Origin of the sequence: Leptospira inadai serovar Lyme str. 10 (genome assembly GCF_000243675.2) — a bacterium.
GTDB lineage: Bacteria > Spirochaetota > Leptospiria > Leptospirales > Leptospiraceae > Leptospira_B > Leptospira_B inadai.
The window spans coordinates 241,999-256,153 of the sequence record NZ_AHMM02000017.1; the positions used below are offsets into that span (position 1 = coordinate 241,999).

A 14,155-nucleotide genomic window follows, 5' to 3' on the forward strand; every position below is an offset into this window, starting at 1 on the left:
TCAATGGGAAGAAATTTCCATTCAAATTTTCTAAAAGGGATTAGATAGGAAACTTGGAAGGGAGGATCTACATCGAAATATATATTCCGTTCTCCGAGGGGATTTAGGACGTTTGAGTTACTAAAAATCTCTCTCGTTCGGAATCTTATGGCTACCCGCGAGTCGAACTATTTTACCGGCTCTTCTTCTTTCTTCTTAAAAATAAATTCACGTTTAATTTCGGAAATTTTGGAAGTTCCGACCGTATTCATCGACTGGATTAGGGTTTCGGTATACTGTCCGATCAGGAATCGAACGCCGGCGACTCCCCCTCCCACGGCGGAAATTGCCAGGGGCCTTCCTACCAAAACAGTATCGGCGCCCAATGCGTGCATTTTAAAAGTATCTGTTCCGCTTCTAACGCCGCCATCTACCGAAATATGAATTTTCGAACCTAAGGAATCCCGAATCGAGGAAAGCACTCGGGCCGTTCCGGGCATATCGTCCAGCACTCTTCCTCCGTGATTGGATACCACGATCGCGTCCGCTCCCGCATCCACCGCCAAACGAGCGTCTTCCGGAGTCATGATCCCTTTTAGAATGAACGGAAGTTTAGTTAAGGACCGGATTCGGGCCAGAGTCTCTAGGTTTCGCGTAATCGAAGGAATTTTCTTTTGAACCATCGTTTTAAAATTTACGGCATCGATATCCATGCCCAAAGCAATGATTCCTTTTTCTTCGGCCTCGGCAAAGCGTTCCTTCAGTAATCCTTCATCTTCCCGGGGCTTGCATATTAGAATTCCCTTTCCATTGACTTTCGACAAGGCATCGAGCATTACCAGATACTTTTCCGGGCTAGCGCCGTCGCCTAACCATGCGATGGTGCCGGAGGCGATGCAACCTTCCAATAAAGTGTAAGCTAGGGTGTATTCATCCATCGCTGCGTTCATATTAGTGATCGCTCCGGTCATCGGAGCCGCCATTATGGATGTGGAAAGTTTTTGCCCTAAGAACTCGATCTCGGTGGAAGCCTGCACATGCTCGCGAATGTAGCGGGGAAGAATCGAGTATTCCGCAAGAGCGTTTATGTTATCCTGGAAGGTAAGCATTCTTCCGACTCCGCCCATTCCGGGAACCCCGGATGCGCAGTCGGTCCCGTCGCAAACTTTACAAACCCAACAAATTTCCTTTCCGAATCTAACCCTGGCATTTTGGGCGATTTCCTTTTCGGAAACGGAATAAAGTTCGTCGCATGTGAATCGAACCGTGGAACGAACCGACTCGAAAATTTTTTCCGCTTCGTGTAAGGTATCCGCGGTGATGATAACATGTCCCGTCTTCTCGATATTATTCGTCGGTTCCGGAATGATATCCCCGATTTTATGAAGCAGAAAAATGTCGGTCACTCCGTCGATCTTCTTGGCATCTTCGAATCCTTCGATCGCAAGAAGTTTTCCTTTGGGTGCAAGTAATGCTCGCTCGATCGAAACCCGCTTATATAAGGGTTCTAGATTATCCGGTTCTTCCCCCAAAGCGATCAGGATCGCGGCACGATTCAAGTTGATCCCGCTGGAAAGAGGAAAGGTAAATGCGGACATGAAACCTCCCGATAATCGAGCGGCGATTTCACCGACCTTGACCCCATCCGGAGTGACTTTTATATCCCCTTTACCGGCGCCCCTACGAATACCGAGCGCCTTCATACCTCGAAACATAACGTCTTCGATTTCTTTTAACACGGATTCAGGAAGTGCTGAGGGCATATTATGGCCCATTTCTATAAAGTACGGTTCCCGCTCGATGATTCTGTCGGCGATTCCGGTGATAGCATAGTTCCCGTCCCAGGCTAACGCATCGACCGAGACTTCGGGACCGGGCATGTATTCTTCCAAAATCATTTCTCCTGTCGGAGAATATTTCTTAGCATGTTTAAAGGCCGCCTGCAGCTCTTCGCGGTTACTGACTTTTACCACTCCGCGAGCGCCCATATTGTCCGCAGGTTTCATCACTAACGGAAATTTCAAAAAATCTAATGCATCTCTAGTATCCTGAATGCTCCAAATGGCCGCAAAACCCGGAATGGGAACCCCGGCCTTTTTAAGCCGTTCCCGCATCTTTACCTTATTGGATGCAGCCTCCGCGTCTACGAAGCGGATTCCGGGCAGGTCCAACGCATTGGAGACTGCGGCAACCGTCATACTTGCATCGGTTCCCGCGGTGATAACGCCGTCGACTTTGGTTGTCGTCGCTAACTTTTTGGATTCGCGCACCATCCCTTCGATATCCTTAGTGGACATCACCAAAGGAAGATCACAAATCTTTAATCCCGGAGCTTCGGGGTTCATATCAGCAACGATGGTCCGAAGCTGCATCGTCTTTGCCGTTTGGATGATGGGAACCTGTAGGAGGCCCCCACCCACGATCAGGATGGTTTTGCCTGCGACTTTCCTACTCACGGAAGAACGGCTGCTCCGATATTTCGAGTTTCGTCGCTTCCCTCAAGAGTCCTTTCGATGGTTTGAATGCTGCCTTTTCGAATGATTCCGCCGGCCAATAAATAGTTTTCATTCTTAGGATAGAATATGGCCGATTGTCCCGGAGCTACTCCTTTGACGTCTTCCACGGGGAATACGCGAATTGCAAAATCTTCTTCCTGTCTGATCTTGGCCAGAATCGGTCTAGAACGATAGCGAACCTGCACTCGGCATTCTTCTTCCTGACCCGATCGTAACGGAGGCCACGCTTGGAAATTCAAATCTTCGACGAGAAACGATTCCACGAATGTCTCCCTGTCTTCGCCTAAAATTACGGTTCCATCATCCTCGATGGATAGAACGTACAGCGGATTTTTCCATGCGATTCCTAGGCCTTTGCGCTGACCTATGGTAAAATTTTCTTTTCCGGAATGCTTTCCTACGATTCTTCCGTCGCGAAGCCTAAAGAATCCGGGAGTAAAGTCCACGTTTTTGCGGGCCAAAAATTTTCTATAATCGTTTTCGGGAATAAAACATATTTCCTGGGATTCTGCCTTTTCCGCGACGGGAAGACCCATCCTTCTCGCGATATCCCTTACTTCCGGCTTCGTCATTCCGCCTAACGGAAATAATACGTTCCTTAAATTTTCCTGGGAAAGTCCGTATAGGTAATACGCTTGGTTTTTATTTTGATCGATCGCATCCGCAATCGCGTATCTCCCGCCGACTTCCACTACCTTGGAATAATGACCGGTCGCGATCTTATCGATCCCTAACGCTTTAGCTTTTTCGAATAGTGCTCCGAACTTTACGAAAGTATTACATTCTACGCAAGGATTCGGAGTCTTTCCGTCCTTATAATCGTTCACAAAGCGATCGATCACTTTTTCTTGGAAAAGCTTTTCCATCTTGATTACGTAAAACGGAATGTTTAACGAAAGGCCAACGTCTCTCGCGTCCCGAATGTCTTCCGGCGAACAGCAGGACTTTTTGGTGGTATCGCAGGAGGGAGCCTCGTATTCCCAGGTTCGAAGGTTCACTCCGATGACTTCGTAACCTTCTTCCATCAGAAGTCCCGCAGTTACGGCGCTATCCACCCCGCCGCTCATTGCTACGATGATCTTCCCTTTACTCATGACCTACACCCGTTTCCTTTCCTACTATACCAATAAGACTCCGTTTTGTGTCCAAAAGAATTCGGTAGTTTTCTAGCCAATTCCGACCCAGGATCCCTCGGATTCCCTTATTGAAGTCGCGGGAAATCGCGTCGGGAGGAATTCCACCCGGAAATACTTCCAATTCGGATAAACAAAACTCGGTCGCTTCTCCCATTTTTTTTACGAAGACCGGGCAGAAAGGCTTAAAAATTCTCGTTCGAGCGGATAACCGTCCTCCTCCGAAATTGAATACTATCGTCTCGGCGCCTTCCGCATACCGAAGTCCTTCGACTCCTCCCCATTCCATCGAGGTATATTTTGCCCCGGTATCCAAGACCCAAGCCTCCATAGTAATGCCCGGCGGCCTAAGAATAAAAGCCAAGGGTTGACCGGAACGAATCTGAAGATGAAAGAGATTATCCTCCGGAAATCCCGGAGCCGGCCTAGATTCCTCGGACTTCCAGAAAGAAATCCGCTTCGGTAATTCTAGGAGAACGATATGCCCTAAAAATGCATTCATCCCAAGCAAACCCTGGACTCTCAATTCGGGGGGAAAGGTATGAGAGTAAAATTCGATTTCGCCGGGAATTTGGCCCCCTCTAAAAAAAAGAGTGGAGGAATGAATCCTTCGTACGGATCGAATGCTACCGCCCGGAAAACTAGCGCTTAAAACTTTTGTGGGTGAATTTTTGGGGACATGCTCTTCGGCCAGGAAAGATGCAAAGGAACCGGTATCCAAGAGAAATCGAATCGGTTCCGCCCCCTCGGTCAAAGAAAATTCCAGAACAGGCAAATGATCCACATTGCGTAATGGGAGGCGTAACCACGTTCCTCCGGGAGCCTCTTCCAGACGGGTGTATTCCGGAAGTAACTCAGAGAGCCGGATCGGAAGACAGGAGGAAAGCGAAAAAAGAAATATCGCAAAGCAAAGATATGCGAAAGCCGAATCCGAGAAAATCTTTACCGCATAGACAAGCTTACGACCTTTAACCTGATAAAAACGATCCGTAAAACAAAATATTCTCATCTATCCCGCTCCTAATAGAGGAAACGTACTTTGATGAACCGTCAAGCAAAGGAGGAGAACGTTTAGGTCAGTTTTTTAATACAACTGTTGTTAGGGCAGCGAGTGTGATCGATCACACAATCTCGGTATTCGATTCCCGTCTTTGCATCCTTGGATTTGTATTCGATAAAGCATGCGTACGGCGAAAAATCGAACTCTTCCCTGCCGAGAGCTCGATTTCGAATCCTTCTACCTAACTCGGCCTCTTCGGTCTGACTCAGATAGAAATGGTCCAGCGCAAGTTGTCTTTCCATGATAGATTCATCGGCAAAAACCCGAAAGACATAACCGTCGATTTTTCGTAAAATTCGAAACTAAAGGCAAAAATCCTTCCCGAAGGCGCTCAATTCGAATTCAAAGATTGCTGTATAATGGTTCTATTTTTTCCGGAATGTTTCGCTTCATACAGGGCCTTATCGGCTCTTTCGATCAAATCTTTGTTATTTCGGTCCGAAATCCAAAATTCGGAAACACCGATAGAAAGAGTTACCTTAAAATCCGGCCCTCCGTTAGGATTCGGAATCGCAGAGGCCTCCACGGCTTTCCGAATCCGTTCTCCCATTTCGAAACCTCTTTTTAAATCGGCGCCGGGCATAACCAAACAGAATTCCTCTCCGCCGTACCGAGCGGCGATATCGTGTTTTCCCGCACTTTCAATCAATCGTTTGGCGACTGCGATTAAGACTTCGTCTCCGGCCTGGTGGCCATGAGTGTCGTTGAATTTTTTGAAGTTATCCACGTCCGTAAATAGGAGGGCCAAGCCGGTCCTTTTCTTACGACTTCGTTCCATTTCTTCCTTTAACTTTGTCTGAAAATAATGATGAACTTTCAAGCCGGTCATCATATCCACCGTAGCCAGTTCATACAATCGGGAATTTTCAACGGCAATTCCGGCTAATGTCGAAAGAGTCGTAAGAAACTCCCGATCTTCCTCCATCCATTCGCCGAGAGTGATTTTTTCGCCCAACAATAAGAGCCCGTTCACTTTTCCTTTAGCGTTAAGAGGAATGATCAAATCTCCCCCGATTTTCCTAAGAAACTGCAACTCGGGACTCAGACCCATAGCCTCTTCCACTTGATCCGGAGTCATCGCCTTCAATTTGGTTTCTAGGAAAGTAACCAAAGGCGCGTCCGTTTTAATGCGAAAGCTTACGTCATCTTCGTTTAAATCGAATCCTTTAAAACTCGGTTCCAGTTCGAAATAATTGGAATCGGCTTCCGGCGCTAGAAAAATCGCTGCGCTTAACGTTTGAAGTTGAGCGAGGCAGATATTTAAAATTGCATCTATAAGATACTTGTAATCGAGTGTAGAGTTAAGGGCCTTACTGATCTCGATTAATTGTTTTTGATCGTAGATCTTTTTCTCATAGTACTCGATCATTAGAGGATCGTTGTCTTTTCCGATCAAGTTGGATTCTCCCATTCCGTGTTTACAATGGTTACTATTTCGCTATGCCCATGTCGGCGAAGAATTTTCGACTGAAATGAAAGTCGACTTGCTCCAAGGTAGTAGCATCAAAAACGTTTCCTCGTGGAAATCAAACTCTTTTTAGTTTTTTCACTTGACTTTGGGCCCTGGCGAGTGAAACATGGTTTCAAGACACCGCGCGGTGGAGCAGCCGGTAGCTCGTTGGGCTCATAACCCAAAGGTCACAGGTTCGAATCCTGTCCGCGCTAGAGTGTCACGCCAATCCTTATATCCATAAAAGCAAACAATTGGACGCGCAAAACTTGCGTAATTCGACAATTTGTTTTAGTTTCTTTTTGAAATCCCTGTAAATCTAATTCGAAAGGATTAACCTTTACGACTTACCGAGTTCTTTTGATCTTTCCGTCGCTCGTTTAACCGCTGCAAGGATCGAATAAGCGAACTTGTTTTTTTCTAATTCTTCCAAACCGGCAATGGTTGTTCCGCCGGGAGAAGTTACCCGATTTTTCAATTCTTCCGGATGAAGGTCAGGATCCTTTCCTCTTTCTTCCATCAAGAGACTCGCAGCACCCAATACCGTATGAATGGATAACTCCAAGGACTGACTATAGGTTAGACCGGACGCGACTCCACCTTCCGCTAAACTTTGTATAAAACGAAAAACATAAGCAGGGCCGGATCCGGATAAACCCGTAACGGAGTCTAGTAATTCTTCTTTGGAAACTTCCAAGCAATAAGAGATAGGAGAAAAAATTTCTCTCACAGTCGCATAAAGTTCCGGATCTCCGAAATAACCCAAGGCTCCTTTTTCGACAAGAATAGGCAGATTCGGCATGATTCTTACGATACTGGAACCCTTGGGGGAAGAATTGCGCAACGTACCGGTATCGATTCCAGCGGCAACGGAAAGGATTTTCTTAGGTGAACCGAGAGATTTTAAGGTTTTAGAAACATCTCCCGGTTTTACCGAAAGGAGCAGTAGTTCCGATTTTTTTTGAAACTCTTCCCAATCCTTCTCCAGCAGAATCCCTTGCGCTTTCTCAGCGGGAAGAAACGGATCGAAGCCGAGTACGTTTTTTTTTCTATTTTTCAGCGAACGATAAATCGCTCCACCCATGTTTCCGCAACCGATGATCCCGATAGTTTCTTGGCTCATGATCTCTCTCCGAATATTGCGCTTCCGATTCTGATGTAATCGCTGCCTTCCGACACTGCGATTTTATAATCCCCGGACATTCCCATAGAAAGTTTGGCCTCGGGAAAATAATCCTTACGAATTTGACCCAATTCATGAAAAACCTTTCGAGTCATTTCTTCTTCGCCGGAACTGGGTCCCATCGTCATCAATCCTTCAATCCTGCAAAATTCGGAGGAAAAAGAAGATCGACTACCGAGAAATTCCAGCAATTGCGAGCGGGAAAAACCGGATTTGGATGTTTCTTCCGTAAGGTTCGCTTGCAGGAAGATTCCCATTCTCCATCTATCTTTTTCCAGTCGTTTTCTCAATTCTTCCAGAGCGGCGACGGAACCGACTCCATGGGCGTACGAATAGAATCCCGCGTATTTTCGTAACGTTCCTGACTGCAGCGGTCCGATATGATGGAGAATAAAGTCCACTCCGGCGGTTCCTAAATCTGCGAATTTATCCCAACCTTCTTGCACTCGATTTTCTCCGAAATGCAGACAGCCTCCCGAAATCGCCTGAACCACTTTTTCCTTGGGTTGGAATTTAGAGACTGCGATGATCGTCGCGGGATTTTCGGGCCGAATCGATTCGATTTCGGATCGCAGTGATAAATATCGTTCTAAAACTCCCAAGACTCAGGTCCTGCAATGCTATTCTTCCTTGGATTTCTTTTTTAGAGTGGAGATTTCCTTTTCCAATCGTTCGACTCTTTTTTCCAAGGGAAGATTCTTTTTTGTGCGAACCACTTTATCGGATTTCACGCCTAGTTTCTTTTCCAGTCTATGAACTCTCTTTTCCAGAGAATGCAAGCGAGTTTGTATTTTACCTGAATGCGCCTTCTTCTTTTTATGCGAATGCTTTCTATGTTTGCGGACGATTCCTGCCGATTTTTTAAGGACTTCTTCTTGGCCGCCCTTAAATTCCGTAGGACGTTTGGATTTAGGTAAAGGTTGATTTACTTCCGGATACTCTTCCATACCGGATTCCCGTTTACGTACCGACTCATCGGGACGATCCAACCCTTTCGATTTTCCTTTTTCGGGTCCCAAACCGGGTACATCATACTCCGTTTTCGGAAGAGATTTAGGACTTTCATTTTGGATCTCTTTGGGAGGAGGGAATTCCGAATCGAAATTCTGAGTCGTAGGCGGGAGCTCCTTACTTTGTGGGACCTCATCCAAGCCGATGATCACTCTTTCATTCGGAGCCTGTTCGTTCGAGGACGCTTGCTGGTTTTTTATCCATACGGATATTTTATCCCGCTGGAAGATTACGTAAACGATCAAGCATCCTAGCAACAGGATTAGTAATCCACCTAGAAGAGTTTTCAGAATATCCCGGTTCATACGTTTTCCTTTCTACAATATCGGCCTAATAAGGCCGCAAACGGGTAAAAAACCCCGGTTTACCTCAGGGGAAACCCTAATTCTTCCGAAAGGACTAGGGTGACCCGGCGCGCATTATTCTTCGGACTATCCATTTTATCGATAGGTTTTATTCCGGCAAACTCCTCCTGGGCTCCGCCTATCACCCGAGATCAAGACGAGGCGAGTCGAGTTCTGCAACTTGAAAAAGTGCTGGGAGATTGGAAACACTACAACCTTTTTCTAGTGGATGCATTCGAAGGAGCAAGACCTTGGGAAATATACCGGGGTATTTCGTTTATCAACAGAATCGAATTCACGTCGCAAATTCCCTCCTCACAGGCTTTTCTAAAAGAAAAAGAACTCTATAAGGAATCCACTTCGGAAGAGTACCGATCCATGATGATTCATAGTTTCTTTGAAAACCCGAAACAAGAACATCTGGAAATCAGGCCGAAAGAGCCGATTCGTCTACCGATCGGAATTCCGACTCGGATTTTTTTCTGGGCCTACTCTTCCAATCACCACGCAACGATCGAAATCGTTTTCCGGCAGAGAAAGTCCAAGGAAGTAAGTCTGGAAATCGGGGATCTACAATTCGACGGTTGGAAGAGAATCGAAACCAAACTATCGGTTCCCGGTCGGAATATCCGTCTCAACCAATCTCTCCGGTTTCCGCTGGAAGTCAGCGCGATTCGAATCAAACCGAATCCGTTTCAACCGAAAGGCGAATTCGTATTTTATCTGGACCGATTGGGAATACTAATCGATAGCCGAGACGAAATTTATCCCGGCGCGGAAATCAAAGACAATTGGGGAACTGCTCTATAAGAAAGTTACGGAGTTCCCCGGGATTCTTAGGGTCGAACCGAAATGCATTCCAATTTAGATATCCGGCCACCTCGACATTCGTTGCATTATCGTCCACGAATACATATTCCCGATCGGGGTAATCCGTTTCTATCCACTGATAATATTCCTGAGCCGGTTTGCGCACACCCATTTCGCAGGAAAAATAAAGACGATCCAAGGAACGTAAAAGAGAACCCACTTCCGGAAATTGCAGTAGCTCCTTGTACCAAACCGAATAATTACTGGCCAAGAGAACCTGAAATCCTTTCTCCTTCAGAGTCTTTACGATTTGAAAGGATTCCCGGATCGGATGCACGGAAGAAAACATTCGCGCTTTCAATTCCCGGGGGGAAGGAAGTCCTGCATCCCTATGAGACTCCAAGTAAAATCTGGAAAAAAATTCTTCTTCCGTGATCTGCCCTTTTTCGAAATCCAAGAAAGCTTGCCTTTCTCGGCCATTTCGAAAAGACTCCAATTGGTCCTTGGACAAGAGAGTCTTCAAAGCCGAATGAAACGGATCTTTGATGAGAGTGTCCATTAGATCGAAAACAAAGAGCGGAGATCGCATGCCCCCATGGTTTTCTTATATCGGTTTTTGACGATTCTTCTTTGGCCCCCGCTTTACGTTTTCTCGTTCCTGATTCCGGCGGCTCGGGAATTCCTAGGAATTCGATCGGACGATAAAAGAAAGCTGCTTGCGATTTCACCGCCGGAGCCCGGTCAAAAGGTGGTCTGGTTGCACGCGGCTTCAGTGGGAGAACTGGATCAGTGTAAAGCATTGGCCGTCGTTTTTAGGGAAAAGGAACCTGGAACTCTCCTTCTGCAAAGCGTATTCTCTCCTTCCGTTCGTGAATCCCAACTTGACGCCTTCCCCGCGCATATAAAATTCCATCTTCCATTGGATTTTCCGTGGGCTTATACTTTTATCTTCCAAAAATTTCATCCGGAACTATTGGTCTTCATGGCCTGGGATCGTTGGCCGAATCTATTGCTTGCAGCAAGAAGGCGGGGAGTTCTTACGATTTTAGCGAGCGCGGTTTTAACTCCCCCGGAAGGGTTTTTCAAGGAAAGATTCTATCGTTCCGTATTCGGCCTGTTCGATCGAATCTTTCCTTCCCATTCTTCTGCCGAGGAAAACTTTCGAAATTTATTAGGATCTTCCGCAAAAATCCTGACATTAGGAGATTGTAGAATCGACACAGTGATTCGAAAGGTGGAATCGAACCCTCGAAGCTTCGAAACGCCCGAGAACTATCCGTTTTCAAAAATATTCCTACTCGCATCCACCTATGAAGAATGCGAGGATCTATTGCTACCGCTTTTATCCGACCCATCCCTCCAAGATTTCGCGTTCTGGATCTTCCCTCATAAGACCGATCCGTCCAGAATTCAATCCGTTCTGACCCAGGTCAAAAAAAGGACCGAAAACTATTGTCTGTTCAGTTCTAGATCGTTTGAAAAAATCGATTCGCGGGTGATCGTATTCGATGTTTTAGGTCTGCTAGCGTACGCATACCAAGTGGTGGATTTCGCGTATGTAGGAGGCGCATTGCATAACCGAGTTCATAATGTCTTGGAGCCCGCATACTTCGGACTTCCATTATTAACCGGCCCGAAAATCGATCATTCTCCTGAGGCCAAGGAATTGAACCGGCGCGGCGGACTCTTTATCATTCAGAATCGGGAAGAAGTGATTCCGATTCTTTCCTTGTCGGAGGAAAAAAAGAAACAGATTGCGGAGACGAATCGATCTTTTTTGGAAACCGGACGGGGCGCGGGAGAAAGAATCTATCGAGTTCTGCGAGAATCCTAAATAAGATGATCGTCCTGTGAAGAAGAATCGATCGAGCTCAGAGGTATTCCTGGATAAGACGGTCGTCTTGCGAAGAAGGCCGCGACTTTCTTCCCGCTTTGAAAAAAGGTTTTCTCCTGTCGCTCGATCACGAAGACTGGGGAGGAAATGCCCATCTACCGTTGCACGGCCGTAAGCCTCCGAACGACTCCTCTTGATTTCAAGGGAAATCGCGAACGAATCCTATCCGCATTAGAAATGTGCGAAACTTCTTCGATCGTTTTATTTCCGGAACTTTCGATCAGCGGTTATGGGTGCGAGGACGCGTTTTATTTTCCTTGGGTTTGGGAATATTCCTGGAGAAGTCTTAAAGAAATCGCGCAAGCGACCGGAAAAAGAACGGTAATACTCGGTTTACCTTTTTTTCAAAGTCCTTACTTATTCAACGTTGCAGCCGTCTTACGAGACGGAGAAATTTTGGGACTCGTGCCCAAGCAGAATTTAGCCCAAACCGGAGTCCACTACGAGAACCGATGGTTCGTCAAAGGCGAAGAAGCCGGTTCTTACGCGCTTACTCCCGATGGGCAGGAAATTCCTTTCGGGTCCATGATATTCGAGACGGAAGATTTCGATTTCGGAATCGAAATTTGCGAAGATTCCTGGGTTCAAACTAGACCCGGGCAAACTTTGGTGGACGCGGGTGCAGACCTGATTCTTTCTCCGGGCGCATCCCACTTTGCATTAGGAAAACAGGATATAAGAAAAAGGTTATTCGGTGAGGCTTCCAGAAACGGGGCCGGCGCAATCCTATACGCAAACCTCGACGGAAACGAATCAGGGCGATTGATTTTCGAAGGCGGTTCTTTAGGGTTTCGAGAAGGGGATTTGGTCGCGGAAGGACCGAGATTGCATTTTAAGGATTTTGAATTAACTCATTTGGATCTAGATCCTCTGGATTTGCGAACGAGAAGAGCTCGGAATTTCCGATCTTCCGGCACGAAAGAATTTCGATCCAAAGGCAGAAGTCTGCAACGAATTCGAATTTCGGAATTAGCGGTATCGAAGCTAGTTCAAAAACCCTCCACGAAAATTCAAGACTCTCCGGCTGAAGCGTTTCAGGATTTCACCCGGGCAACATCCTTAGGTCTCTTCGATTATCTGAGAAAATCAAAGACAAAGGGATACACACTCTCTCTATCCGGCGGTGCCGACAGTGCGGCCTGCGCTCTCTTGGTCAAAGCCGGCATTTTAATCGCCGAATCGGAACTGGGAGATTCCTTTTTAAAATCGATCGGGCTAGATAAGAATCATCTGCTCTTTACTCTGTACCAGGGAACCGAAAATAATTCGGAATATACTCGTGAAAGCGCAAAATGTCTAGCTTCCGAGTTAGGGGTTCCCCATTCCGCCATCGAAATCGGCTCCGAAGTATCCTCGATGATCGAAAAAATTTCGGGAGTTGTCGGATATGGGCCGGATTGGAAACATCATAATCTAGCTCTACAAAACATTCAAGCACGGGTTCGCTCGCCTCTCATCTGGCTTTTAGCGAATCTCAACGGTCATTTACTTTTATCCACCGGAAACCGAAGCGAAGCTAGTGTAGGTTATACGACGATGGACGGAGATTCGTCCGGCTCGGTTGCTCCTCTAACCGGCATTAGCAAGGAATTTTTATTAGGCTGGCTTGCCCATGTTCATGCCGGCAAAGATCATGTTCTTCCGGCAGTAAACAGCCTGGGGCGAATTCTGGAAACAAAGCCTAGCGCCGAGCTAAAACCGCTGGAAGAACACCAAGAGGACGAAACCGATCTCATGCCTTATCCTCTTTTACAGAAATTAGAGGAAGCCTTCGTTTTGTTCGGGCGAACGCCGAAGAATTTGGACGAAACCGTATCCTGGTCCGACGCGAAAGAAGCCGCGGAAGGAGCACGGAAATTTTTGCGTCTTTTCCCGGCTAACCAATGGAAAAGAGAACGGCTTCCGCCTTCCTTTCATCTAGATTCCTATGGTCTAGATCCTAAATCTAGTTTCCGCTTTCCGATCCTGAGCGAAATTACGTTTTGATTCTTTAAAGGATCCGCGAATCGCTCCGGAGGAAAAGGGTTTATTTTCCGATTTGTTCGAATGACTTTCGCTTATCCTGTTGAACTTGGTCGAGCTGCTGAACCATTGATTGGCGAATGGCCTCTAATTTCTTTTCCTGCTCTTCATCGCCGGAACCTTTTTGCAGATCCACCAGATATGTTACGATATCCAAACGGTCTTTGGCTTGCTTTTCCATAAAATCGTAATATACAACCGTTTGTTCCCGAGTGGCTGTTCTTCCCAAAACGGCTCTTGTCGCATCGGAAACCGTTTGTTCGAACTGCTTGCGCTGTTCTTTTTCCGCAGGACTTAGCTTAGAAGGAATCAAGGAGTTTCCGGGAAACCGTTCCTTTAATTGCTGGAAACGGTCCATTTCTTCGTTCGTATAGGGCTTACCGGTTTGAGGATTGACCGGATTATCCGCGTCGGCCGCATCGGGTCGATTTTCTTGTGTGGACTCCTGCTTTTCATTTTCTACATATTCCCCTTTTCCCGCCCGAAAGAAATCGGAATCAAAGACCGAACCTGCGGCTCCGGCAGTTCCCGCAGAACCGGAAGAAGAGCGAGACCCTCCGCCTAAAAGACTGGTAACCGCATCCAATTCTCCTTTCTTTCGACTTGCTTCTCCGCCGGAGTCATCTCCACCGGTAAAAAGAAAGGTAATGAATAGGATGAAAAATACGATAAACCCGCCGATAAATAATAATTTGCGTATACCGCCCAAGGTTTCTTGCCTCTCTTTTTTTTGTTGTAAGACCGTCCGAAGAG

General features: G+C 46.6%; 13 protein-coding genes and 1 tRNA gene. 4 read left to right on the top strand and 10 right to left on the bottom strand.

The window, feature by feature from the left end:
- Positions 1-167: 167 nt before the first annotated feature.
- The 5 genes from LEP1GSC047_RS10440 to LEP1GSC047_RS10460 form a co-directional block, all read right to left on the bottom strand.
- Positions 168-2,435: an alpha-hydroxy-acid oxidizing protein gene (locus LEP1GSC047_RS10440; RefSeq protein WP_010418338.1), complete on the bottom strand. Its 2,268-nt coding sequence runs from the start codon at positions 2,433-2,435 to the stop codon at positions 168-170.
- Positions 2,432-3,589, bottom strand: coding sequence for a tRNA 2-thiouridine(34) synthase MnmA (mnmA, locus tag LEP1GSC047_RS10445; RefSeq protein ID WP_010418336.1), 1,158 nt, complete (start codon positions 3,587-3,589; stop codon positions 2,432-2,434). The genes LEP1GSC047_RS10440 and mnmA overlap by 4 nt, the downstream gene beginning before the upstream one ends.
- The gene (locus tag LEP1GSC047_RS10450; RefSeq protein WP_010418333.1) at positions 3,582-4,637 is read right to left on the bottom strand and encodes a pepsin/retropepsin-like aspartic protease family protein; all 1,056 of its coding nucleotides are present in this window, start codon (positions 4,635-4,637) and stop codon (positions 3,582-3,584) included. The genes mnmA and LEP1GSC047_RS10450 overlap by 8 nt, the downstream gene beginning before the upstream one ends.
- Positions 4,638-4,699: 62 nt before the next feature.
- Positions 4,700-4,930 carry a hypothetical protein gene (locus tag LEP1GSC047_RS10455; protein ID WP_010418329.1) on the bottom strand — a complete coding sequence of 77 codons (231 nt, stop codon included), beginning with the start codon at positions 4,928-4,930 and terminating at the stop codon, positions 4,700-4,702.
- A gap of 89 nt (positions 4,931-5,019) precedes the next feature.
- Positions 5,020-6,084: a sensor domain-containing diguanylate cyclase gene (locus LEP1GSC047_RS10460; RefSeq protein WP_039934827.1), complete on the bottom strand. Its 1,065-nt coding sequence runs from the start codon at positions 6,082-6,084 to the stop codon at positions 5,020-5,022.
- Positions 6,085-6,280: 196 nt separating this feature from the next.
- Here LEP1GSC047_RS10460 and LEP1GSC047_RS10465 point away from each other — a divergent pair.
- A tRNA-Met gene (locus tag LEP1GSC047_RS10465) sits at positions 6,281-6,353 on the top strand.
- 125 nt (positions 6,354-6,478) lie between these two features.
- Here LEP1GSC047_RS10465 and proC read toward each other — a convergent pair.
- From proC to LEP1GSC047_RS10480, 3 genes are read right to left on the bottom strand one after another with little or no spacing between them, the layout of a single operon-like run.
- Positions 6,479-7,276 carry a pyrroline-5-carboxylate reductase gene (proC, locus tag LEP1GSC047_RS10470; RefSeq protein WP_146036891.1) on the bottom strand — a complete coding sequence of 266 codons (798 nt, stop codon included), beginning with the start codon at positions 7,274-7,276 and terminating at the stop codon, positions 6,479-6,481.
- Positions 7,258-7,923, bottom strand: a complete 666-nt coding sequence (locus LEP1GSC047_RS10475; protein WP_010418319.1) for a YggS family pyridoxal phosphate-dependent enzyme — start codon at positions 7,921-7,923, stop codon at positions 7,258-7,260. Before LEP1GSC047_RS10475 ends, proC begins: the two co-directional genes overlap by 19 nt.
- A gap of 18 nt (positions 7,924-7,941) precedes the next feature.
- On the bottom strand, positions 7,942-8,637 hold the full coding sequence (locus LEP1GSC047_RS10480; RefSeq protein WP_010418316.1) for a hypothetical protein: 696 nt from the start codon (positions 8,635-8,637) through the stop codon (positions 7,942-7,944).
- Positions 8,638-8,736: 99 nt separating this feature from the next.
- Between LEP1GSC047_RS10480 and LEP1GSC047_RS10485 the strand changes: the two genes are divergently transcribed.
- Positions 8,737-9,486 carry a flagellar filament outer layer protein FlaA gene (locus LEP1GSC047_RS10485; RefSeq protein ID WP_010418313.1) on the top strand — a complete coding sequence of 250 codons (750 nt, stop codon included), beginning with the start codon at positions 8,737-8,739 and terminating at the stop codon, positions 9,484-9,486.
- Here LEP1GSC047_RS10485 and LEP1GSC047_RS10490 read toward each other — a convergent pair.
- Positions 9,458-10,075: an HAD family hydrolase gene (locus tag LEP1GSC047_RS10490; protein WP_010418309.1), complete on the bottom strand. Its 618-nt coding sequence runs from the start codon at positions 10,073-10,075 to the stop codon at positions 9,458-9,460. The genes LEP1GSC047_RS10485 and LEP1GSC047_RS10490 overlap by 29 nt on opposite strands.
- Before the next feature lie 6 nt (positions 10,076-10,081).
- On the opposite strand from LEP1GSC047_RS10490, the gene LEP1GSC047_RS10495 reads away from it, so the two are divergent.
- Both LEP1GSC047_RS10495 and nadE read left to right on the top strand, forming a co-directional pair.
- Positions 10,082-11,320 carry a 3-deoxy-D-manno-octulosonic acid transferase gene (locus tag LEP1GSC047_RS10495; RefSeq protein WP_010418307.1) on the top strand — a complete coding sequence of 413 codons (1,239 nt, stop codon included), beginning with the start codon at positions 10,082-10,084 and terminating at the stop codon, positions 11,318-11,320.
- A 147-nt stretch (positions 11,321-11,467) separates the two neighbouring features.
- On the top strand, positions 11,468-13,366 hold the full coding sequence (nadE, locus tag LEP1GSC047_RS10500; RefSeq protein WP_010418305.1) for an NAD(+) synthase: 1,899 nt from the start codon (positions 11,468-11,470) through the stop codon (positions 13,364-13,366).
- A gap of 40 nt (positions 13,367-13,406) precedes the next feature.
- Here nadE and LEP1GSC047_RS10505 read toward each other — a convergent pair whose 3' ends face one another.
- Positions 13,407-14,111: an LIC_20245 family lipoprotein gene (locus LEP1GSC047_RS10505; protein WP_010418302.1), complete on the bottom strand. Its 705-nt coding sequence runs from the start codon at positions 14,109-14,111 to the stop codon at positions 13,407-13,409.
- Positions 14,112-14,155 lie beyond the last annotated feature (44 nt).